The sequence below is a fragment of the Mesorhizobium sp. Root102 genome, from assembly GCF_001425625.1.
Classification (GTDB): Bacteria; Pseudomonadota; Alphaproteobacteria; order Rhizobiales; family Rhizobiaceae; genus Mesorhizobium.
Genome location: NZ_LMCP01000045.1, coordinates 204,849 through 225,025 on the forward strand (window position 1 = coordinate 204,849; position 20,177 = coordinate 225,025).

General features: G+C 62.2%; 22 protein-coding genes. 12 read left to right on the forward strand and 10 right to left on the reverse strand.

The window, feature by feature from the left end; translation table 11 throughout:
- The first annotated feature begins 72 nt into the window (after positions 1 to 72).
- On the forward strand, positions 73 to 1,461 hold the full coding sequence (gene sthA / locus ASD12_RS27265; protein WP_056594004.1) for a Si-specific NAD(P)(+) transhydrogenase: 1,389 nt from the start codon (positions 73 to 75) through the stop codon (positions 1,459 to 1,461).
- A gap of 45 nt (positions 1,462 to 1,506) precedes the next feature.
- On the opposite strand, the gene ASD12_RS27270 is transcribed toward sthA, so the two are convergent.
- On the reverse strand, positions 1,507 to 2,175 hold the full coding sequence (locus tag ASD12_RS27270; RefSeq protein WP_056594007.1) for an alpha/beta hydrolase: 669 nt from the start codon (positions 2,173 to 2,175) through the stop codon (positions 1,507 to 1,509).
- Between the two features lie 202 nt (positions 2,176 to 2,377).
- On the opposite strand from ASD12_RS27270, the gene ASD12_RS27275 reads away from it, so the two are divergent.
- Complete coding sequence (locus ASD12_RS27275; protein ID WP_056594010.1) at positions 2,378 to 3,601, forward strand: OpgC family protein; 1,224 nt, start codon at positions 2,378 to 2,380, stop codon at positions 3,599 to 3,601.
- Between the two features lie 13 nt (positions 3,602 to 3,614).
- Here the strand turns inward: ASD12_RS27275 and ASD12_RS27280 are convergent, their stop codons facing one another.
- A complete protein-coding gene (locus tag ASD12_RS27280) occupies positions 3,615 to 4,697 on the reverse strand; it encodes a substrate-binding domain-containing protein (RefSeq protein ID WP_056594012.1) in 1,083 nt (360 codons plus the stop codon).
- A gap of 157 nt (positions 4,698 to 4,854) precedes the next feature.
- Between ASD12_RS27280 and ASD12_RS34965 the strand changes: the two genes are divergently transcribed.
- Complete coding sequence (locus ASD12_RS34965; RefSeq protein WP_082525712.1) at positions 4,855 to 4,998, forward strand: hypothetical protein; 144 nt, start codon at positions 4,855 to 4,857, stop codon at positions 4,996 to 4,998.
- Between the two features lie 60 nt (positions 4,999 to 5,058).
- Entirely contained in the window at positions 5,059 to 5,205 is a 147-nt protein-coding gene (locus ASD12_RS34970) for a hypothetical protein (protein ID WP_082525713.1), read from the forward strand.
- Positions 5,206 to 5,265: 60 nt separating this feature from the next.
- Here ASD12_RS34970 and ASD12_RS27285 read toward each other — a convergent pair whose 3' ends face one another.
- A complete protein-coding gene (locus ASD12_RS27285) occupies positions 5,266 to 5,640 on the reverse strand; it encodes a DUF423 domain-containing protein (protein ID WP_056594015.1) in 375 nt (124 codons plus the stop codon).
- Between the two features lie 42 nt (positions 5,641 to 5,682).
- A complete protein-coding gene (locus ASD12_RS27290) occupies positions 5,683 to 6,942 on the reverse strand; it encodes a multidrug efflux MFS transporter (RefSeq protein WP_056594018.1) in 1,260 nt (419 codons plus the stop codon).
- Between the two features lie 181 nt (positions 6,943 to 7,123).
- On the opposite strand from ASD12_RS27290, the gene ASD12_RS27295 reads away from it, so the two are divergent.
- Together ASD12_RS27295 and ASD12_RS27300 are read left to right on the forward strand one after the other, a co-directional pair.
- Entirely contained in the window at positions 7,124 to 7,789 is a 666-nt protein-coding gene (locus ASD12_RS27295) for a GntR family transcriptional regulator (RefSeq protein WP_056594022.1), read from the forward strand.
- Positions 7,790 to 7,880: 91 nt separating this feature from the next.
- Positions 7,881 to 8,141, forward strand: coding sequence for a DUF982 domain-containing protein (locus ASD12_RS27300; protein WP_013532263.1), 261 nt, complete (start codon positions 7,881 to 7,883; stop codon positions 8,139 to 8,141).
- 66 nt (positions 8,142 to 8,207) lie between these two features.
- Here the strand turns inward: ASD12_RS27300 and ASD12_RS34975 are convergent, their stop codons facing one another.
- On the reverse strand, positions 8,208 to 8,360 hold the full coding sequence (locus ASD12_RS34975; protein ID WP_081738829.1) for a hypothetical protein: 153 nt from the start codon (positions 8,358 to 8,360) through the stop codon (positions 8,208 to 8,210).
- 202 nt (positions 8,361 to 8,562) lie between these two features.
- Here ASD12_RS34975 and ASD12_RS27305 point away from each other — a divergent pair, with 202 nt between their 5' ends.
- Positions 8,563 to 9,534, forward strand: coding sequence for a glycosyl transferase family 90 (locus ASD12_RS27305; RefSeq protein WP_056594025.1), 972 nt, complete (start codon positions 8,563 to 8,565; stop codon positions 9,532 to 9,534).
- 33 nt (positions 9,535 to 9,567) lie between these two features.
- On the opposite strand, the gene ASD12_RS27310 is transcribed toward ASD12_RS27305, so the two are convergent.
- On the reverse strand, positions 9,568 to 10,611 hold the full coding sequence (locus ASD12_RS27310; RefSeq protein WP_056594028.1) for an aldo/keto reductase: 1,044 nt from the start codon (positions 10,609 to 10,611) through the stop codon (positions 9,568 to 9,570).
- 278 nt (positions 10,612 to 10,889) lie between these two features.
- Between ASD12_RS27310 and ppk2 the strand changes: the two genes are divergently transcribed.
- Complete coding sequence (ppk2, locus tag ASD12_RS27315) at positions 10,890 to 11,810, forward strand: polyphosphate kinase 2 (protein WP_056594030.1); 921 nt, start codon at positions 10,890 to 10,892, stop codon at positions 11,808 to 11,810.
- A gap of 51 nt (positions 11,811 to 11,861) precedes the next feature.
- Here ppk2 and ASD12_RS27320 read toward each other — a convergent pair whose 3' ends face one another.
- The 4 genes from ASD12_RS27320 to ASD12_RS27335 form a co-directional block, all read right to left on the reverse strand.
- Positions 11,862 to 12,509, reverse strand: a complete 648-nt coding sequence (locus tag ASD12_RS27320) for a dihydrofolate reductase family protein (protein ID WP_056594033.1) — start codon at positions 12,507 to 12,509, stop codon at positions 11,862 to 11,864.
- 286 nt (positions 12,510 to 12,795) lie between these two features.
- Entirely contained in the window at positions 12,796 to 13,851 is a 1,056-nt protein-coding gene (hemB, locus tag ASD12_RS27325) for a porphobilinogen synthase (protein ID WP_056594036.1), read from the reverse strand.
- An 86-nt stretch (positions 13,852 to 13,937) separates the two neighbouring features.
- Positions 13,938 to 14,780, reverse strand: coding sequence for a DUF2066 domain-containing protein (locus ASD12_RS27330; protein ID WP_056594039.1), 843 nt, complete (start codon positions 14,778 to 14,780; stop codon positions 13,938 to 13,940).
- Between the two features lie 79 nt (positions 14,781 to 14,859).
- Positions 14,860 to 15,774, reverse strand: coding sequence for an NAD(P)H-binding protein (locus tag ASD12_RS27335; RefSeq protein ID WP_162252294.1), 915 nt, complete (start codon positions 15,772 to 15,774; stop codon positions 14,860 to 14,862).
- A 108-nt stretch (positions 15,775 to 15,882) separates the two neighbouring features.
- Here ASD12_RS27335 and ASD12_RS27340 point away from each other — a divergent pair, with 108 nt between their 5' ends.
- The 4 genes from ASD12_RS27340 to ASD12_RS27355 all read left to right on the forward strand — a co-directional run bounded on the left by ASD12_RS27340 (position 15,883) and on the right by ASD12_RS27355 (position 19,791).
- The gene (locus tag ASD12_RS27340; RefSeq protein ID WP_056594046.1) at positions 15,883 to 16,926 is read left to right on the forward strand and encodes an enoyl-CoA hydratase/isomerase family protein; all 1,044 of its coding nucleotides are present in this window, start codon (positions 15,883 to 15,885) and stop codon (positions 16,924 to 16,926) included.
- Positions 16,923 to 17,345 carry a DUF6163 family protein gene (locus ASD12_RS27345; RefSeq protein WP_056594050.1) on the forward strand — a complete coding sequence of 141 codons (423 nt, stop codon included), beginning with the start codon at positions 16,923 to 16,925 and terminating at the stop codon, positions 17,343 to 17,345. Before ASD12_RS27340 ends, ASD12_RS27345 begins: the two co-directional genes overlap by 4 nt.
- Positions 17,346 to 17,583: 238 nt before the next feature.
- The gene (locus ASD12_RS27350; protein WP_008875359.1) at positions 17,584 to 18,099 is read left to right on the forward strand and encodes a winged helix DNA-binding protein; all 516 of its coding nucleotides are present in this window, start codon (positions 17,584 to 17,586) and stop codon (positions 18,097 to 18,099) included.
- 438 nt (positions 18,100 to 18,537) lie between these two features.
- Positions 18,538 to 19,791 (forward strand): L,D-transpeptidase family protein, encoded by a 1,254-nt coding sequence (locus ASD12_RS27355; protein ID WP_056594053.1) that lies wholly within the window; start codon positions 18,538 to 18,540, stop codon positions 19,789 to 19,791.
- Positions 19,792 to 20,177: the final 386 nt, after the last annotated feature.

Here is a 20,177-nt window from a genome sequence, read left to right on the forward strand (position 1 = left end):
GTTGAATTTGCGGCGCGGATCGCATTAGCTTGCTGCGGCGCACAAAGCGCTCGGGGGTAGGGGACGGGCAAGATGGACTACGATATGCTGGTCATCGGCAGCGGCCCTTCCGGTCGCCGTGCCGCGGTGCAATCGGCCAAGCTCGGCAAATCGGTGCTGGTGGTCGACCGCGGCCGGCGTCTGGGCGGTGTCTCGGTGCATACCGGCACCATTCCATCGAAAACGCTGCGCGAAACCGTGCTCAACCTCTCGGGCTGGCGCGAGCGCGGCTTCTATGGACGCGGCTACCGGGTCAAGCAGGACATCTCGGTCGGCGATCTAGTCGAACGCCTGCACAAGACGCTCGACCACGAGGTCGAGGTGCTGCAGCACCAGTTCATGCGCAACACGGTCAAGAGCGCCCGCGCCGCGGTGAAATTTCTCGGTCCCAACAAGGTCAGCCTGACCACCGACACGGGCGACTACAGCGAGGTTGGTTTTGCCAATGCGCTGATCGCGGTCGGCACCAGGCCGCACCGGCCGCGCGATGTGCCTTTCGACAAGACGCGCGTCTTCGACAGCGACGAGATGCTGGAGCTTGATCGCTTACCGCGTACGCTGACCGTGATCGGCGCCGGCGTCATCGGCGTCGAATATGCGACGATCTTTTCCGCGCTCGACGTGCCGGTAACCTTGGTCGAGCCGCGCAACTCCATCCTCGATTTCGTCGACCGCGAGATCGTCGACGATTTCATCCACCAGATGCGCGATCGCGGCATGACGATCCGGCTGGGCAGCGCGGTGAAGGAAATCCGCTCCAAGCCTGACGCCGCCGAAGTGGAACTGGCCGATGGCCGCACCATTCGCTCCGAGGTCGTGCTTTACGCCGCCGGCCGCACCGGAAATGTCGGCAGCCTGGGCCTGGATGTCGTCGGCATCGACGCCGACTCCAGAGGGCGTATCAAGGTCGATCCACAGTCCTTCCAGACCAGCGTGCCCAACATCTACGCCGCCGGCGACGTCATAGGCTTTCCGAGCCTGGCCTCGACTTCGATGGAGCAGGGCAGGGTGGCGGCCTGCCATGCTTTCGGTGTGCCGCTGCCGCCACCACCGGAGACCTTTCCCTACGGCATCTACGCGGTGCCGGAAATTTCGACGGTCGGCCAGTCCGAGGAACAGGTGCGCGAGAGCGGTGCGGCCTATGAGGTCGGCGTGGCGCGTTTTCGCGAGACCTCGCGGGGCCACATCATGGGCGTCAACACCGGTTTCCTGAAGCTGTTGTTTTCGATCGAAACGCGCCGCTTGCTCGGCGCGCACATCGTCGGCGAGGGCGCCACCGAGCTCATTCACATCGGCCAGGCGGTGATCAATCTTGGCGGCACCGTCGACTTCTTCGTCAACAACACCTTCAACTATCCGACGCTCGCCGAAGCCTACAAGATCGCCGGCCTGGATGCCTGGAACAGGATGGGACGGGGATAGCCGGAGCTGCAGCTATGGAGGAGCAGGCCGAATATCGAAGGCCTGTCAGCCTGCCTGCGCCACCGCGGCCGATTTCGCCAGCCACTGCCTGACGATCGCGGCGTCGGCGCTGCCGAATTCATGACCCGATACAACAATCCGCGCATCGATCTCCGCGCCATGCTGGCTGAGCAATGTCACCAGAGCAGGGGCGAAGGGCGCATAGGTGATATCCGCGGCGCCGGCGACGATCAGCACTCGCACCTTGGACAAATCCGTCGCCGGCACGTCATCGAGCACCGGCATCGGCCGCAGCAACGCGGCGCGTTCGACCAGGCCCGGATGCAGCAGCATCAGGCTCGAAACCAGATTGGCGCCGTTCGAATAGCCGAGGAAAATCGTGCGGGAGAGGTCGAGATCGTGGCGTGTGGCCGCGTCAGCGACGAAGCCCGCAAATGCCTGGGTTTCGGTGCGGATGCTCTGCTGTTCGAAACGCGTCGGCGTGATGCGCGCGAACCAGCGGAAACCGTCTTCCTGGACGATGCGGCCGCGCACGGCGATCAGCACGACACGCGGCGCGATCTCTCTTGCCAGCGGCACCAATGTCGTCTCGTCGACACCCGACCCATGCAGCAGGAAGAGGCAGTCGCCGGTTGAATCCGCGGGGCTGTAAATGCGGTAGCTGAAGGCGAGATCACGCCGCAGCGCACCATCTTGTGGGGTCCTTTCGGTCATGACCTCATCCTTTTGATTTCATGATGATTCCCATCAGTTTGCCGGCTTCAAAACGCAATATTTTCAAGCTCCGCGAAAGTTGATTGAACCGGGCGCATTACAGTCCGTTTCTTCACCGATACCATTGCTTCGGGAGGAATCGAAGCGGTGCGCCGGGGGTCGCATTGCCGGCATGAACAACCAGCTTTGAGGCCTTTTGTCGATGACCACCCAGATTTCCCCGGACCGCCATTCGCGTGTCCCAGACCGCGATATGCGTGTCTCAGACCGCGATACGCGCATCGATGTGTTGCGCGCTCTCGCTCTGCTGACCATCTATGTCGACCATGTGCCGGGTACCGCCTTCGAGTCTCTGACCTACAAGAACTTGGGCTTCTCGGACGCGGCGGAGGTCTTCGTGCTGATCTCCGGCATCTCGGTCGCGCTCGCTTACGGCAAGAAATTCCAGCCTGGAAATCGGCTGCTGGCAACGTTGAAGATGTGGCGTCGCGCCGGTGTGCTCTATGCCACCCACATCGTCACCACCATGGTGGTGATGGCCATCTTCTGCGCCGCGGCAGTGTTCGCCAGGCGGCCGGAGCTTTTGACGATGATCAACATCGAGCCGTTGATCAAGAATACCCCACAAGTGCTGATCGGCATCGTGACGCTCGGCCACCAGCTCGGCTACAACAACATCCTGCCGGTCTATGCCGTGCTGCTTTTGCTGACGCCGGTCTTCCTGCTCTTCGTCAGTTATCGGCCGGTCCTGGCACTGGTCGCGTCCGGCGCACTGTGGCTGGTCGCTGGGATCTACCAGATTGCTCCGCCCAACTATCCCGAGCCCGGCTTCTGGTTTCTCAATCCGTTGTCGTGGCAGTTTCTTTTCAACATCGGCCTGGCGGGCACGCTGCATGTGCGTCGCGGTGGCACCATCCCGGTCAATCGCTGGCTGGTTGGCGCGGCCTTGGCCTACACCGCGACCGCGCTGGTCTGGGTGCACAGCCCGCTCTGGGGGCAGATCTCCTGGTTTGGCCTGCCTCCGGTGCTGACCGGCTTCGACAAGACGTTCCTGTCATTGCCGAGACTGCTGCATATCCTGGCGGTGAGCTACCTGATCGTGGCATTCCCCGCCATCTCGAATCTGTTCCGCACCGGGCGCGATCATCCGCTTGCCATATTGGGCAAACGATCGCTGCCGGTTTTCATTGCCGGAACGGTGCTCGCAATGGCGGCGCAGGTGCTGAAGCTGATCAATCCGGGCGGATTTGCCTATGACAGCCTGTTGATATCGGCCGGCATCGTCATGCAGTTCGCGGTCGCCTACTATCTCGAATGGCTTTCGGGCCTCGGCTGGTCGGGGAAAAGCAGGCCCGCGCGCAACGCGGCTCCGCCCGTCCATGCGTCCTTCGGCATGTCGTCGATGGCGACAAGAATGGGGCATTGAGGCGTCAGGCGTTTCAGGTGGACGAGGGGCCGGATGAGGCTCGCACCACGAGTTCGACCGGCAGCAATTGCCGGCTGGTGGGCGAGCCGTCATTTTCAAGGATCGCCTTGACGGCAAGGCGGCCCATCTCTGCGATCGGCTGGACGATTGTGGTCAACGGCGGCTTGGAAACCGCTCCTTCCGGGACACCGTCGAAGCCGACGATCGAAACGTCGCCCGGCACCGTGATGTCATGCTGCCGCAGCCAGTCCAATGCATGCAAGGCAATCCTGTCCGACATGGCCAGGATTGCGGTCGGTGTCTCGGCGCCGGCGAAAATATGGTCAAGGCCGGCCCACACACTCTCCTCGTCATTGACCGTTTCGTAGATCGGCACACGCGAGACGTCGATGTCGACGCGGGAGAGTTCCGCGAAGTAGCCACGCAGGCGGTCACGCGTCCCGGAATAGAAAGCCTTCTCCACTTGCTCCTGTGTGGTGGGGCCGAAGCCGGAGTCCGCGACGGGCAGGGCAAGCACCGCAAAGCGACGATGGCCGAGCTCGGTCAGATGTCGGGCCGCTAGGCCGGCCCCGGCGATGTTGTCGACACCGATGGCGGCGACCGCCTCGTCATCGTCTGAATCGAGATCGAGCGCCACAAAAGGCAGCTTGCGTTCACGCGCCAGTTCGACCAGCTTTGAACCGCCATCGATGCAGAACACGATGAAGCCATCGACCAGCGCGCTCTGGATGTTCCAGGCGAGCTGTTCGCTGTTGGCGGCGGATACCAACGAAATCCCGGCGCCGGTCGCGTCACAAGCCTGCGAGATGCTGGCCATCATCACCCGGGCGAAAGGGTCGTCGAAGAAGTAGGACAGCGGCTCCGCGGTCGCGACACCGATGGCGTTGACCTTGCCGGCGCGCAGCAGCCGGCCCTTGGGGTCGGGTCCACCATATCCCATAGCCTCGGCTGCCGCCTTGACCCGTTCTCGGACCTCCTCGCGCACGATCTCCGGGCGGGCGAACACGTTGGACGCGGTGCCATGCGAGACGCCGGCCGCTTTGGCAATGTCCGCCAGCCGGACCGGTCTTGTCTTTCCAGAGGCCAATGGCGCCATTTTCTTCTCCTGAATTCATCCCCTCTAACACTTTCGTTGGATCGGTTCAAATTCTGGCTTGATCAAGGGGTTGGCAAGACGTATTGTTGAATCGATCCAAAGCCACGTTTCGTTTCATATATTGGATCGATTCAACTCGTAGGAAAGGACGTATGTCATGCACCCCGTCAGTTTTCTGTTCGAAGACATTTACCGCAACGACTGGAGCATCTCGTCGAATGCCGCGACGCAAGGGCGCCGTGGCAAGGCCAGCCCATGGGTTCGCGAGCTGCGGTTCCTCGTAGAGCGCAAGCGGAGCTGATCCGGTCGGTTTTCGCGCCTGTCGATTGGATCGATTCAAGCATTGAAAGGAGTGCATGTCATGCATCCCGTGAGCTATCTGTTCGAAGACATCTATCGCAACTATTGGGGCATCGCGCCGGCTGAACGGCCGGAGGGGCGTCGGTTGGCGAGGTTGCGGCGGCGCAATCGCGAATCGCTTGTCCAGCCCGAGCGCCGGCAGGACTGATTGTTCCGCAAACGACGTTTGACGGCCGCGGCCTGGTATCGGGCAGGGCGCCCGGAGGCGTCAGGAACGCGCGCGCACCAGCGCGGAGGCAGCGATCGCTAGCCAGCCGGCGATGAGCAAGGTGCCGCCGATCGGCGCCGACAGCGGGAACAGCCGTGAGCCGATGAAATCGCGAGCCAGCAGGTCGCCGCAGAACAACAGAAGGCCAACCAGGAGGGTCAGGCTTCCCACTCGCAGGATCCGGTTCGCGCCAAGCAATCCGGCGGCGAGGAAGACCGGCGCATGCATGAGCAGGAAGGATGCGGCGGTGCCGACGAAGACCCCGCCCAGATGCGCCGCCGCGGCCGACAGCGCCACGCCGGCGGCGCCACAGAGGCCCCCGGCCAGGACGAGGATACGGCCGCTGTTGCCGGAAGGTTGCTCGGCCATGCTCATGTCCGTGGCTCCGTTATATCAAGAGGAATATACCCAGCCCCGTCAGGGCTTGCCGGCGTTGGCGAGCATGTCCTGCTCGCGGCGTGACTGCGCCAGCCAGTTATACACCGCGCCTCCGGCCATCAAGACGGATGTGCCCAGAAACACCGAACGCATGCCGAAATGGCCACCGGCAAAGCCGCCCAGCAAGGGGCCGGCGACCTGCCCGACATACTGGGCGGAGATCGACAGCCCGAGCACGTTGCCGCCGACGCCATCGGGCACATTATGACGGATAACGCTGGTGATGCAGGGTAAGAGCCCGCCCAGCGCCAGGCCCATCAGGAAGCGCAGGCCGATGAGTTGCCAGCTCTGCGTGACGAAGGCCTGCGGGATCAGCAGCAGCGCCGAGACGGCAAGCGCGCCAATGATGACGTTCCAGTGGCCGACGCGGTCGGCGAGCTTGCCGAGATGCGAAGCCGAAAGGATGGCGCCAAGGGCCGCTGCCGACATGACGACGCCCGATATCAGCGTCACGCGGCTCTGGTCTTCGATGAGCTCCTGCACATAGACGGTGATGATCGGCTCGATCGACATGGTGGCGAAACTCAACAGCATGCCGGTCGCCAGCATGGCGACGACAGGTCGTTTGTCGGGGATTTGTGCCCAGCCGCCTTTCGGCTTCTGCTTCGACGCGGCTTCTGCTGTTTTCGGCCGGGGATTCTCCTTGATCAGAAACGTGGTCGCCAGGAACGCCAGGAAGATGACGCCGCCGGACAACAGGAAGGTGGCGCGGATGCCGATCAGCGGCGGCAAGATGCCGCCAACCAGTGGGCCGACCAATGCTCCAGCGGTGATGCCGGCTGACAGCAGGCCGAGCGCCCAGCCGGAACGCTCCTTCGGCGTCTGCATGGCGACGAGGATGGTCGATCCCGAGGAATAGCCGCCGGCAAAACCGATCAGCAGCCGCAGCAGCACCAGTTGCCAGACGGTCTGCACCATGCCGGTCAGCGACATGCATATGGCCATGCCGAAGCTGGCGCGAACCAGCATCACCTTGCGGCCGTAGCGGTCGCCGAGACGTCCCCAGAGCGGCGCCACCAGTGCCGCCGCGAAGAACGTCGCGCCATACGCGATCCCCGACCATTGCACGATCGCCGCGTGGCCCTCGGCACCGAGCTGCTCGATATAGAGCGGCAGGAACGGCAAAAGCAGCGTCATGGCGACAAGCGTCGAAAACGAACCGGCAAAGCACACGAACAGATTGCGCCGCCAGTGGACGTTGTAGGTGCTGTCGGTCGCCGGGGGCGTGTTCTGCGACATGTCAAAAGTCCTGTCCGAGCAATGCGGAGCCGTGGGTTGCTGCGGATACCAATTTGGGATACCAAGGTGGTGCCCGTCATGGACGCAAGCTCGGCCGCTGTCAATGTGGCCCTCTCAAACGTGATCGGGAAACGCAGCCGACAAGCCGATCGCCAGCAAACGGCCGGAAGACGGAAACGACATGTCGCAGATGCAGAGCGTCGAAAAACAGCTTCGGCAGATGATCCTGGGCCTTGAGATCGGTCCTGGCGAGAAACTGACCGAGCGCTGGATCGAAAGCCGTATCGGCGCTTCGCGAACCCCGGTCAGGGCAGCACTTCTGCGGCTCGAGACCGAGGGCCTGGTCGGCAGGGACGGACGTGGCTGGACGGTGTCGCCCATCAACCTGGCCGAGCTCGAGCAGATCGCCGTCTACAGGGAGGCGGTCGAGGTTGCGGCACTTCGCCTGACATGCGCCTTGGCGGACCGGGGCGCCGTCGATGTCATCGAGGCGATGCTCGAGTCCTGCGACAACGACACGCCGCGCGAGGAATGGCATCGTGTCGGCATGGATTTTCACATCGAACTGGCGCGTCTGTCGGGCAACGAATTCCTGTTCCGGGCGGTCCGCGATGCCATGACGCGCCTGTCGCGGGCGCGCTGGCTGGAGGTTCGCGACGAAGCGGCCCTTGCTCGCGCCTGGGCCGAACATCGCGCCATTCTGGCTGCCGCGCGCCTTGGCGATGCCGATGAAGCCGCGCGCCTGCTTTCAGGCCACATCGTCGGCAGCCGCGACCGGCTGGTGACGTCGCTCGCCAACGATCGCCGTGGTCTTCGCGCCAGAGGCTTTGCTGTGGTCGCCGCCTAAGTCGTAGGGATGGGGCGCGCAAAAGGCGGCGTCGGGACCTGCGCGCACTTTCGGCCTCGCTTCGCGGCCGCCGATGGCGTAAGGAGCGGCGATGGAAAACAACCGATTTGAAACACCTGTGACTGTGAAGTCAGTCGCGGCGGGAAGCACTCAGCTCTTGCGTACGGCTCGTGAGGCTTCCGACTACCTCCTTAACAGCTGGCCCGGCAAGCGCAGTCCCAAGCATCGCGCGGCGCTGCAGGCCTGCCATGACGCGCTCGCCGGCGACAAGCCGGCGATGAACGCCAGGCGCGCGTTCATTGCGGCAGCACGCGAAGTGGACGTCTTTGTCAGCGACAAGGCGCCCGCCTGACACAAGCCGTCATCTGGGGCGGCGATCTGGATTGAGGCATGGCCCGCATCCGCGGGCCTTTTGCCGTCACTTTGCCGTTTCGGTTTCGCCTTCGGTTTCGTCCTCGGGCTTCGAACGTTCCCGCGCCGCAACCTTGGCTGCCAGCTTCTCGGCCTTCTTGGCCGCCTTCTGGCGGTCGCGTTCCTTGCGTTCCTGATCGTAATTTGGTGGTCGCGCCATATCGGCTCCTTTTCACTGCCTCGCGGCTATGGTCCTGCCTAGGAGCATTAGCCGTCAAACACAACAGCTGAAGCGACAGTGCGGGCTGTTCGTGGCGACGACGGTCCGGGACTTGCAAGATGCGCGGCACAATGGTGTAGGGAGAGCAGGGGCGCCCACAAACTGCGCAGCGATCCGCCCGTTTGTTTTGATCAAGTGAATTATGGCCACCATACAACGAACGATGGCAAGGGTTTTCTACTATGCGCGCAACGTCATGCGCGATATCGCACCGCAGGCCCTCTTCCGTCGGCGGTTGGCGGGCCGTCTCGAACAGGCCAGGCTCTCGGATGAGGCGGTGCGGCGGCGGCTGAATTACTACAACAAGCTGCAGGACGCGTTTTCGCCTAGCCCGGCTGCAGTGCGTCTCGACAAGCTGCCCTCCACGCCGACCATGTACTACTACGACCTCAAGGAGTTTGCCCGCTATTTCGATCCGGCATTGCTCGTCGACGTCGAATTCGGCGACGTCATCGAGGTGCCGAACGTGCCGACGCTCGTCAAGGATCGGCCGATCCGCGCTGACGACAGCAATGCGGTCATCATGAAATTCAACAAGTTTCGGCACTTCCATATGCCTGCCGACGCAACTGCATTCGCCGACAAGCGTCCGGCCGTGGTCTGGCGCGGCGATCTCAACAATCCGAAACGGACAAGATTTATCGACGCCGTGCGTGACTTGCCGTTTTGCGACGCCGGCTCGCACAAGCCGAACGCGCCGGCCGAGTATAGCAAGCCGTTTCTCAGCATCAGCCAACAGCTGCGCTACCGCTATATCGTCTCGCTCGAAGGCAACGACGTGGCGACCAACCTCAAATGGATCCTGAATTCGACTTCGCTCTGCCTGATGCCGCCGCCGACATACGAGACATGGTTTGCGGAAAAGCAACTCGAGGCCGGTGTCCACTACGTGCCGCTCGCCCCGGATTTCGCCGATATCACGGACAAGGTGCGCTATTTCGAACAACACCCGGCCGAGGCGCAACGCATCATTGCCGCGGCTAATGCCTATTGCCGCCAATTCTCCAACGAGCAGGACGAGCAGGCGATCTCGCTGCTCGTCCTCTACAAGTATTTCGCGCTCAGCGGCCAGATCGAGCCTGATCCAGAGGTCTGGCGGTTTATCCAGGGTTAGGACGTCGCGTGCCTCGGCACCAAACTTTGCTCGTCAGATGCCGCTTCGGTCAAGAACCAGATCGGCGGGGCCGAAGCGGTCCTCTGCCGTCAATTGCTGGTGCCAGTAGGGATAGAGCAAAGGCGGCCGGCTGACCGCGTCGAGGCGGCCGCGTTCCTCGCCGGTGAGCGCCAGGCTCGCAGCCTCGAGGTTGTCTTTCAGCTGGACTTCGTTGCGGGCGCCGATCACCAGCGAGGAGACAGCTGGCCGGCCGAGCAGCCAGGCCAGTGCCACCTGCGCCGCCGACACGCCGCGCTGCGTGCCGATCTCGACAAGCACGTCGACGATCCGCCACAGCCGGTCCTCGTCGCGGATCGGCGGTTCCGACCAGCCGGCGAGCTGGCGGGCGGTGGGGCTGTCGCGGCGGTATTTGCCGGACAGCAATCCGCCGGCGAGCGGGCTCCAGACCAGAACGCCCAGTCCCTGGTCGACGGAAATCGGCAGCAGCTCATACTCCGCCTCGCGCGCTTCCAGCGTGTAGTGGATCTGCTGGGTGACGAAGCGTGGCTGGTGATGGCTGTCGCTGATGCCGAGCGCCTTCATCACCTGCCAGCCGGAATAGTTGGAACAGCCGACATAGCGGATCTTGCCCTGGGCAACCAGCGTGTCGAGCGCGGCGATGGTCTCCTCCAGCGGTGTCACGCCATCCCATTCGTGCAGGAAGTAGATGTCGAGAACGTCGGTCTTGAGCCGCTTCAGGCTCTTCTCGCATTCGCGGATCAGATGATGGCGCGACAGGCCTTCATCGTTCGGACCTTTGCCGATCCGTATCCGCGCCTTGGAGGCGATCAGCACGTCGCCCTTGCGCTTGCCGCCGAGCGCTTCACCGATGATCTCTTCCGAAATGCCGTTCGAATAGACATTGGCGGTATCGATGACGTTGATGCCGGCATCGATGCAGGTGTCGATGATGCGGGAGGCTTCCGCGAGATCAGAATTGCCGACGGCGGCAAACGGTCCGCTGCCTCCGAAGGTCATGGTTCCCAAGGTCAGTGTCGAAACTTTGAGCCCGGAACGGCCAAGCGTGCGGTATTCCATGTCAGTCCTCGCGATTGCATTGGGAAGGGGGCTGGGGAGGGCGCCCCGAATGTAGCCGGTATTTGTAGGACAATTTGGGCGGCTTGTCTCCATGCCAGGACGACGAATCGATCACGCCTGGCGGGATTGGCAGTGGCGGTGATCACGCTCGGGCTGCAATAAAACCGTCATTGCCCGCCTATATTGAAGTCGGCTCAGGGTGTTGCCGTTCCGGGCCATGAGCCGGGAGTTGGAGCGCCGGACGTGGATCGACAGAGCTTGCAAGCGGAGCAGCTGATATGACCGAGCTAAAACAGAATTCTCCTGCCAAGGACTGGCTTGAGGCCGAGCTCGCCGACACGCTCGACGAGGACTATGAGCTCGAAATGTCGGAGCCGGCGCTGTCGATGGAGATCGCCAAGATCTACAAGAACGCGCATCCGCCTTCGATCGATCGCATGCAATATTTTCGCGAGCTGATCACCTTGCAGTCCGAATTGATCAAGCTGCAGTCCTGGGTCGCCTACCACAAGAAGAAGCTGGTGGTGATCTTCGAGGGCCGCGACTCGGCCGGCAAGGGTGGCGTCATCAAGCGCATCACCCAGCGGCTCAACCCGCGCATCTGCCGTGTCGTGGCGCTGCCGGCGCCAACCGAACGCGAGAAGTCGCAATGGTATTTCCAGCGCTATGTGCCGCATCTGCCGGCCGGCGGCGAGATCGTGCTGTTCGACCGCTCCTGGTACAACCGCTCGGGCGTCGAGCGGGTGATGGGCTTTGCCCAGCCCGATCAGGTGGAAGAGTTCTTCCGCGACGTGCCGGAGTTCGAGCGCATGCTGGTCCGCTCGGGCATCACCGTGGTCAAATACTGGTTCTCGATCACCGACGAGGAGCAGCAGATGCGCTTCCTGATGCGCATCCATGATCCGATGAAGCAGTGGAAACTGTCGCCGATGGACCTGCAGTCGCGCGTGCGCTGGGAGCAGTACACCAAGGCCAAGGAAGAGACTTTCGTCCGCACCAACATCCCGGAAGCCCCCTGGTTCATCGTTGAAGGCAACGACAAGAAGCGGGCACGGCTGAACTGCATCGATCACCTGCTCAAGCAGATGCCCTATGAAGAGGTTCCGCACGAAGAGATCACGCTGCCGGAGCGCGTCTTCAATCCCGAATACGAGCGTCAGACGCTGCCGCGTGAACTCTACGTGCCGGAGAAGTACTGAGTTAGACGAAGCTGCGATCTCCCCCACGCGGGGGGAGATTGGCTCTCCACCTTACACCCGCTTGATGACCACGTGCGTGGCGAGCGGCGTTGCCACCTGCTCGCTGCAGACATAACCGAGCTTGAGCATATCGAGGCCGGCGAAAAGATGCTCGCCCTTGCCGAGCAGCACCGGTGAAATCGCCAGGTGCATCTCGTCGATCAGCTTTTCCTGCAGGTACTGGCGGATGGTGTCGACACCGCCACCGACCCGTACATCCTTGCCCCCAGCCGCCGCTTTTGCCTGTTCAAGCGCCGAATGGATGCCGTCGGTGATGAAATAGAAAGTCGTGCCGCCTTCCATGACGATCGGTTCACGTTTGTGGTGGGTCAGCACGAAAACCGGCACATGATAGGGCGGGTTGTCGCCCCACCAGCCCTTCCAATTGTCATCAGGCCATTCGCCGCGGATCGGCCCGAACATGTTGCGGCCGAGGATCCAGGCGCCGACATTCTCGAAACTGCGCGCCGCGAACGCCTCGTTGATATCGGTGGTGCCGCCATCTTGTCCGAGCACCATCTCACGGAAGGTGCGGGTGTCGACAAACCACTTGTGCAGGGATTCCCCGCCGACGCCGAGCGGATTTTGCAGATCCTGATCGGAACCGGCGCCGTAGCCGTCGAGTGACAGGGTAAACGCATTGACGCGAAGTTTGGACATGAGCCTCCTCGATAGCCAGTTGTATTCTGCAATTGGTTTTTCTAGCAAACTGATTGCGAATTGCAAGCAGTATCTTGGCGATGAAAGGCGCACATGAGGTGAAACGGGTCAGGAAGCATCTTCTGGAGGCGTTCGCCATGCCTCTGTGCGAGGTGCCGCTGCCCGGCCGCCTCCAACCGTGCGGATATCATAGCCGCAGCTGGGGATCGTTGTCAGCGGGAATCCGAACGAACCGCCGGCAGGTCAAAAGTGTGGTGACACCTCCTGAAAGGCCGAGAAGTCGGAGCTATCCCTTCAGCAGTTCCGCCACTTCGGGCGCGAAATAGGTCAAGATGCCGTCGCAGCCGGCACGCTTGAAGGCGAGCAGCGATTCCAGCATCGCCTTCTCGCCATCGATCCAGCCATTGGCGGCGGCGGCCTTGATCATCGAATACTCGCCCGACACCTGGTAGGCGAAGGTCGGCATCTGGAACTCGTCCTTCAGCCGCCGGATGATGTCGAGATAGGGCAGGCCGGGCTTGACCATCAGCATGTCGGCGCCCTCGGCGAGATCCTGCTCGGCCTCGCGCACCGCTTCGTCGGAATTGGCGTGGTCGATGTAGTAGGTCTTCTTGTCGCCCTTGAGCAGGCCGGCTGTGCCCACCGCCTCGCGATAGGGACCGTAGAAGGCCGAGGCGAATTTGGTCGCATAGGACATGATCGCGACATCCTGAAAGCCGTTGGCGTCGAGCGCGTCGCGGATGGCACCGATGCGGCCATCCATCATGTCGGACGGGGCGATGATGTCGGCGCCGGCTGCCGCCTGGATGACGGCCGCGGCGGTCACCTGTTCCACCGTCTCGTCATTGACGATGATGCCGTCGCGCAGGATGCCGTCATGGCCATGGCTGGTGAACGGGTCGAGCGCGGCGTCGGTGATGATGCCGATCTGAGGCACCGCGTCCTTGATCGCGCGGGTGGCGCGGTTGATGACGTTGTTTGGGTCGAGGATGTGTGAGCCGGTCTGGTCGCGCAGCGAGATGTCGACATTGGGGAAGGTGGCGAGTGCCGGAATGCCGAGCTTTGCCGCGCGCTCGGCCTCATTGACGGCGAGATCGATGGACAGGCGGAAGACCCCCGGCATGGCGGCGATCGGCTCGCGGATATTCTTGCCGTCAACGATGAAGATCGGCCAGATCAGGTCGTCGACCGAGAGCTTGTTCTCTTGCACGAGACGGCGCGACCAGTCGGCCTTGCGCATGCGGCGCAAGCGGCGGCTGCCGGTGATGTCGTCGACGCTGCGCACGCCGGCTGGCTTTGCCGGCGAGAATTTATTCGTCGCGGTAGGGGTGAATTTGTTCATCGCCAAAACTCCAGATCGGCGGCTTTTACCACGAGCCCTTGCCGCTGACCAATGCGACACGTTTGTGCCAGCGATCCGGTCGAGGCCTATTCGGGTTGCCCGTTGCCCGACAGGATCTGCGCCGCGCCGCGCATGGCTACGCGGAAAGCCTCATCGAAGCTGACACCGCGCACCTGCCAGGTATAGGTCTTGCCGGCCATGGCCAGCCGCCAGTCGGCGGCCCAGCCCAGTTCCTTGTCGCTCCAGACGAGGCTGCCGGAAAGCGCCTGATCGGCGCCGGCCTTCTTCGCGATGGCATCCAGCTTCGTCATCTCGGCGCTGCGAAGCGTCTGATCGTCCAGCCCAGCCTGCGACAGCTGCGCTGCCGTGGGAAAAGCCACCTGCATGGCCAGCGGTGCGGCGGCATTGCTAAACGATTCGCGCATCAGCACGCCGCGCTCGTCATCGGCATCGAGCGCGAAATGCTTGACGCCTTGCTCGGATGTCAAAAACATCGCCAGCCGTGGCCGCTCGGTCAGCCACGGTTTGCTGCCGAGAGATGCCAGAACTGGGTCGATCGTCGCCGGCGTGTATTGGCAAAAGAGATCGTGCGGCCGGTCATGGGTGCCCTGTTCGTCATGCACCGGAATGCCTTCCATGCGGTCGCGGTAACGAAAGCCGGTGACGAAGCCGCCGGCCTTTTCGCGCAGTGCCGCCATCTCCGATTTTGCCGTCAGGCGCTGGTCGCCGGCAACCCGGACCAGCACCGCCTCGAGGCAGATCTTGAAACCTGCCTGGCGGTTCGGCTCGCCTTGGCCGGTGACGATGGTCTGCGACTTGTAGAGGTCGTCGATATCAGCCGCCCTGGCCGGACCATTGGCGGCGCAGATGGCCAGCAGGCCACCCAGAACAAGGGCCAGAACAAGGGCAAGGCGCAAAAACTGCGGCATGGCTCACCGTCCGGTTCGAGGCTTGGCGGCCAATCCTAACATCGAGTGCCGCCGGTGGCCAAGACCGCGCGATGCCGGCTCAGTTCGAGCCTGCGTTCTCGGAAGCGGCTGTGTCCTCAACGAATTTCCGAAAGTCGGTTGGCGGGTGCCCGGTCAAATGCTCGCAGGCGTTCGTAACCCGTTGATAGCGGCCCTCTTCTATGGATCGGCACAAGGTCGAAAAGGCATGCGGCCAAGGATCCTGCATTTCCGCCCAGGCGCGTTGAAGGTAGTCGGCGGGTGAACAGGGAGCGAATTCAAGACGATGGCCGAAAGCTGAACCTGCGGCCTCGGTCATTTCGTGAAACGACAGCTTCCGTGGCCCCGTCAGCTCATAAGTCTTTCCTGCATGCTGCATTGGCGACGCGACCACCGCCGCTGCGGCCAGGGCAACATCCTGTCGCGATATTGGCGCAACCGCTCCAGTGTCCGTGGGTAGCGAAAGAACTCCGGACGAAAGGGCCGGCTTGATCCAGGTGTCGAGAACAAGATCCGAATACAGGCCGCATCTCAGGATTGTCCAGGCCAGCCCGCTCTCGCGCAACCTGCGCTCCGCATCCCGGTAGACGGGTGTGAAATAGAACGGCGAGTCCGCGTCGATATCGATGATGCTGGTGAAGACGATCGACGATTTTTTTCGGGAAGCGGCTGCCTCTATGGCATTGGCATGGTGACGAAGGAGATCGCGGCCGTCTCCGTCGCTCGAGACGAGCAGCAGCGTCGAGACGCCTTCGAATGCGCGCAACAAACTCCTGGGGTCGTCGTAGTCCGCGATCCGCAACGGCGTTTCGGCAGGCAGGCCCGCTACACGCTTTCCGGTGGTCCTGACCATACCCGCCGCCGGAAAGCCCTGGCGCGACAGCGCGGCAAGCGTCTTGCTCCCGACATATCCCGACGCTCCGGTTACAAGGATCATGCATTCGCTCTTGAGCCATACAGACGGATAAAGTTGCACCCATTTGGCCGGGACGCAAAGGATGGCGGCCGGGCTTGGCATTGACGCACCCATGCGCCACGCTTTAGCACTTCAGTCCCGCCGGCGCGGGGGAGGGATTCTTTCACGATGGATTTTGGCGGAGGCGACGAGATCCGCTTCGAACATCTGGGCCGGGCCGGCGTCGTCACCTTGACGCGGCCGCAGGCGCTCAATGCCTTGACGCACCGCATGATCAGGGCGCTCGACGCAGCTCTTTGCGCCTGGGAGACCGACCGAGGCATCGATGTCGTCGTTGTCAAGGCCGAGGGCAGGGCCTTTTCGGCCGGCGGCGACATCCTGCATGTCTATGAGACCGGCCGGGCGGGAAAACCGCCGGTCGAGTTCTTCGCCGACGAATACCGGCTCAACGCCCGTATCAACAGCTCTAGGAAACCCTATGTCGCCCTGATCGACGGCATCGTCATGGGCGGTGGCGTCGGCATTTCCTTCCATGGCTCGCACCGGGTGATGACCGAGAATGCCCAATTTGCCATGCCGGAGGTCGGCATCGGCTTTTTCCCCGATGTCGGCGCCAGCCACCTGCTGCCCGATCTCGGCGGCTCGTTCGGCATGTATCTGGCGCTGACCGGCAATCGCATTCGCTATGGCGATGCGCTGTGGTCGGGTCTGGCGACCCACACCATCAAGGCCGAGGACCAGGGCGGCTTCCTCGACCGGCTGACGTTGACCGGCGACCCGGAAGCGGTGCTGCGCGGTTTCTTCATCCAGGCAAGGCGGGAGACCGACAGGCCGACGCTGGAGGCGATATCGAGCCATTTTTCGCAACCATCCCTGAAACGCGTCATCGACAGCCTGGAGCGCGCGGCGGATGCCGACGAGTTCGCGGCAAAGACGCTGGCGACGATCCGCACCCGCTCGCCGACCAGCCTGCGAGTCGCCTGGCGCCAGATCAGCGTCGGGCTGACCCTGTCGATGGACGCATGCATGAAGATGGAGTTCCGCATCCTCAACCGGATGCTGGCCGGCCATGATTTCTACGAAGGCATCCGCGCCGCCATCATCGACAAGGGCTCGAAGCCGCAATGGCGCCCGGCAAGCCTCGATGCGGTCAGCGAGGCCGATGTCGACGCCTACTTCGCTCCGCTGGGCGAAAGGGAGCTCTTGATATGAGCGAGGTGACCCCGAGGCGCGTCGTGCTGCAGCCCTCCGGGGTGGAGGTGATCTTCGCCTGGTTCCAGCGCGTCATATCGGGCTACTGCCTGCTGTTCGGCATTCTCTACTGGATCAAGCTGATCGGCTTCTATCCGGGCTCGCTGTGGCGTTTCGACCTGATGCCCGTGCACTGGCAGGTGGCGGCGGTGGTGCTGGCCGTGTTCTTTCCCTTCGCCGCTGCCGGCCTGTGGATGCTGGCGTCCTGGGGGCCGGTGATCTGGTTCATTTGCGCGGTGACCGAGACGGTGATGTATGCCGGCTTTCCCGAGCTTTTCGGCCACCGCCTGCTGATTGTTATCTCGCATGCCGCGGTGGCGGTGCTCTACATCGTCTTTCGCGTTGTCATCTACCTGCAGAAGCGCCCGGTCCGCCACTAAGCCATTGAGCACATTGGCGCCCTGGCTTCTGCCTGGATTCGGTCTCCAAATTGTTGCCGAAATCTTTAGGTTAATTATCTTTGCTCGGGTGACCGTTCGTTAAGCCTCTTTCGAAACCTGTTACCGGTAAGCTCTTGTTAGCCCTAGCGTTTAAGTCGAATTTTATGAGTATTCGATAGTGTCGCGATCAAGGTGAAAAACAAAAAATCACCAAGGCGACAAACGAGAGGCAAAGACAATGATCAATTCGCGTCCGGCGGCGAAGACCGCCAACGTATCCGACGATCGCCGCGAGGCTATCCGTTCCCTGTACATGGAATCGCTGCAGCTTGTTGAGCGGCTGCACCGTCGCCTGCTTGACGTGATCAAGGACGAATTCGACCGCAACGGCCGTTCCGACATCAATGCCATCCAGGCGCTGCTGCTGTTCAACATCGGCAATTCCGAGCTGACCGCCGGCGAGCTGCGCTCGCGTGGCTACTATCTCGGCTCGAACGTCTCCTACAATCTGAAGAAGCTGGTCGATCTCGGCTTCATCAACCACCAGCGCTCGCGCATTGACCGCCGTTCGGTCCGCGTCTCGCTGACGCCGAAGGGCAACGAGGTGGCGGAAGTCGTCGCCGGCCTTTACGAGCGTCATGTCGGTTCGATCGAGCAGGTCGGCGGCATCAACACCGACGAGTTCAAGCAGATGAACCGCGCTTTGCAGCGGCTCGACCGCTTCTGGAACGACACGATTGCATATCGGATGTAATGCGCGGCATCAGATCCGGCCCGCGCCACAGAAGCGCGGCCGAAATATCGACCTTCAGTCAGGGCCGGTGCCGAAAGCACCGGCCTTTTCTTTGGATTTTGGCTACCATCATTCTATTAGCTGACCATCTTATTGCGGCCAGCGATCGCGGATCGGTGCCGAAAAAGCACGGGTCTTTTCACTTCGCTGCGCTTGGCGGGCCAAATTCAACCGAAAGCCACGTTGCCGCCATATTCCAGTGGAACCGAGGATGCCGGTGATGCTGTGGTGAAGGCCGTGCGTTCACCAAGGAACCCGTATCGTGCTTCGAGCGTTTGTGGCCTAGCTGATACGGACAATGGTTGGCTAATTGTTAAGTTTGCCAATTCTAGAGTGCGGGCAAGATCGCCCCCATAACCGAATACATTAGATCGAACGCTACAAATGTCTGGAACGTCCATGAAAACCAGCCGCCGCTTTTTCCTTTCCGGAGCCTCTGCGCTCGCAGCAGCTATGGTTGCCGGCGGCGCCAATGCGCAGGACGTGATCGGGGACATCCTGAAGTCCTCAACGCGCGGCAATTGGGACGACCAGTTCGACGCCCGCGCCAGCGAGGGCGGCAAGGTGGCCTCGACGCTGCCGATCTTCAGTCTGCAGACCGTCGCCTTTACGGAACAGGCGGTCGCGCAATATCAGAACATCGTCGGGCAGGGCGGCTGGGTCGACGTCCCAGCGACCAAGAAACTGCAGCTCGGCGTCGATGATCCCGATGTGGTGCCATTGCGAAAGCGCCTGATGGTCGCGGGCGACCTCTCGCAGAGCGCCGGCATTTCGACGGCTTTCGATTCCTATGTCGACTCGGCGGTCAAGCGTTTCCAGTTGCGTCACGGCCTGCCGGCCGACGGCTCGATGGGTAAATACACCTACGCGGCGATGAACGTTTCGGCGCAGATAAGGCTTGGCCAGTTGCAGACCAATTTGCAGCGGCTGCGCGAGAAGGCCGGCACGCTGGGCAGTCGCTATGTGCTGGTCGACATTCCGGCGGCGCAGATCGAAGCGGTCGAGAACGACCGCGTCGTGCTTCGCCACACCGCGATCGTTGGCAAGATCGATCGCCAGACGCCGATCGTCAATTCCAAAATCAACGAGATCATCGTCAATCCGTACTGGAACGCGCCGGTCTCGATCGTGCGCAAGGACATTATTCCGCTGATGCGGAAGAATCCCGATTATCTGAAGGACAGCCATATCCGCCTGTTCGCGCCGGATGGCAGCGAAGTCGATCCGATGAACGTGGACTGGTCGACCGACGACGCGGAGAAGTACCGTTTCCGCCAGGACCCCGGCTCGGAAAACGCCATGGCGTCGGTCAAGATCAACTTCCCGAGCCCGGACGGTGTCTACATGCACGACACGCCGCAGCAGAGCCTGTTCGGCAAGATGATGCGCTTCGATTCCTCGGGCTGCGTGCGCGTGCAGAATGTGCGCGACCTCGTCACCTGGATCTTGCGCGACACGCCCGGCTGGGACCGCCAACATTTCGAGGCGGCGATCAAGACCGGCCAAAACACGCCGATCCAGGTCACCAACCCGGTGCCGGTCCACTTCCTCTATCTCTCGGCCTGGTCGACGGGCCCAGGCGTCGTGCAGTTCCGCGACGACGTCTACGCGCTCGATGGCAACAACGAGCTGCAGATCACGTCATCGCTTTAAATAGCTGATCTATTTATAAAAAAGGCCGCTGCTCGGGGCGGCCTTTTTCGTTGCTTGGGTGCAGCTGCGTTTTTCCGCAGGAGGGGCCGCTGCACGGATCGACCGGCCTTGCGCATGGTCGACGGACAAGCTTGGAACCGGACCATGGAAGTCGCCGTCTTCATTCAGGTCGTGCTCGTCTTCTTCGCGCTTTCCGGCGCGAGGCTGGAAGGCAGGAGCTGGAACTGAGGCTCGCCGGCATCGAAGCCGAGCGCGCAGCCGTGCGTGCCCAAGGTCGGAAGGCTCGGAAATAGCAACCTGGAGACTTCGCTGGCGCAATCCGGCCAGCAAATTTCGCGCCGCAAACGTGGCGGGGCGAAAACAACTGTGTTAATGGCGCGGCAAAT

What these genes read in the sequence shown, in the direction of transcription:
- ASD12_RS34965 (WP_082525712.1), top strand. Translation starts at nt 4,855, where the DNA reads ATGCACCCCGTCAGTTTTCTGTTCGAAGACATTTACCGCAACGACTGG.
- ASD12_RS27320 (WP_056594033.1), bottom strand. Translation starts at nt 12,509, where the DNA reads ATGTCCAAACTTCGCGTCAATGCGTTTACCCTGTCACTCGACGGCTAC.
- ASD12_RS27290 (WP_056594018.1), bottom strand. Translation starts at nt 6,942, where the DNA reads ATGTCGCAGAACACGCCCCCGGCGACCGACAGCACCTACAACGTCCAC.
- ASD12_RS34975 (WP_081738829.1), bottom strand. Translation starts at nt 8,360, where the DNA reads ATGGCGCGACCACCAAATTACGATCAGGAACGCAAGGAACGCGACCGC.
- ASD12_RS27270 (WP_056594007.1), bottom strand. Translation starts at nt 2,175, where the DNA reads ATGACCGAAAGGACCCCACAAGATGGTGCGCTGCGGCGTGATCTCGCC.
- ASD12_RS27330 (WP_056594039.1), bottom strand. Translation starts at nt 14,780, where the DNA reads ATGCCGCAGTTTTTGCGCCTTGCCCTTGTTCTGGCCCTTGTTCTGGGT.
- ASD12_RS27285 (WP_056594015.1), bottom strand. Translation starts at nt 5,640, where the DNA reads ATGAGCATGGCCGAGCAACCTTCCGGCAACAGCGGCCGTATCCTCGTC.
- ASD12_RS34970 (WP_082525713.1), top strand. Translation starts at nt 5,059, where the DNA reads ATGCATCCCGTGAGCTATCTGTTCGAAGACATCTATCGCAACTATTGG.
- ASD12_RS27350 (WP_008875359.1), top strand. Translation starts at nt 17,584, where the DNA reads ATGATCAATTCGCGTCCGGCGGCGAAGACCGCCAACGTATCCGACGAT.
- ASD12_RS27345 (WP_056594050.1), top strand. Translation starts at nt 16,923, where the DNA reads ATGAGCGAGGTGACCCCGAGGCGCGTCGTGCTGCAGCCCTCCGGGGTG.
- ASD12_RS27275 (WP_056594010.1), top strand. Translation starts at nt 2,378, where the DNA reads ATGACCACCCAGATTTCCCCGGACCGCCATTCGCGTGTCCCAGACCGC.
- ASD12_RS27295 (WP_056594022.1), top strand. Translation starts at nt 7,124, where the DNA reads ATGTCGCAGATGCAGAGCGTCGAAAAACAGCTTCGGCAGATGATCCTG.
- sthA (WP_056594004.1), top strand. Translation starts at nt 73, where the DNA reads ATGGACTACGATATGCTGGTCATCGGCAGCGGCCCTTCCGGTCGCCGT.
- ppk2 (WP_056594030.1), top strand. Translation starts at nt 10,890, where the DNA reads ATGACCGAGCTAAAACAGAATTCTCCTGCCAAGGACTGGCTTGAGGCC.
- ASD12_RS27300 (WP_013532263.1), top strand. Translation starts at nt 7,881, where the DNA reads ATGGAAAACAACCGATTTGAAACACCTGTGACTGTGAAGTCAGTCGCG.
- ASD12_RS27355 (WP_056594053.1), top strand. Translation starts at nt 18,538, where the DNA reads ATGAAAACCAGCCGCCGCTTTTTCCTTTCCGGAGCCTCTGCGCTCGCA.
- ASD12_RS27310 (WP_056594028.1), bottom strand. Translation starts at nt 10,611, where the DNA reads ATGGAATACCGCACGCTTGGCCGTTCCGGGCTCAAAGTTTCGACACTG.
- ASD12_RS27280 (WP_056594012.1), bottom strand. Translation starts at nt 4,697, where the DNA reads ATGGCGCCATTGGCCTCTGGAAAGACAAGACCGGTCCGGCTGGCGGAC.
- ASD12_RS27340 (WP_056594046.1), top strand. Translation starts at nt 15,883, where the DNA reads ATGGATTTTGGCGGAGGCGACGAGATCCGCTTCGAACATCTGGGCCGG.
- ASD12_RS27305 (WP_056594025.1), top strand. Translation starts at nt 8,563, where the DNA reads ATGGCCACCATACAACGAACGATGGCAAGGGTTTTCTACTATGCGCGC.
- hemB (WP_056594036.1), bottom strand. Translation starts at nt 13,851, where the DNA reads ATGAACAAATTCACCCCTACCGCGACGAATAAATTCTCGCCGGCAAAG.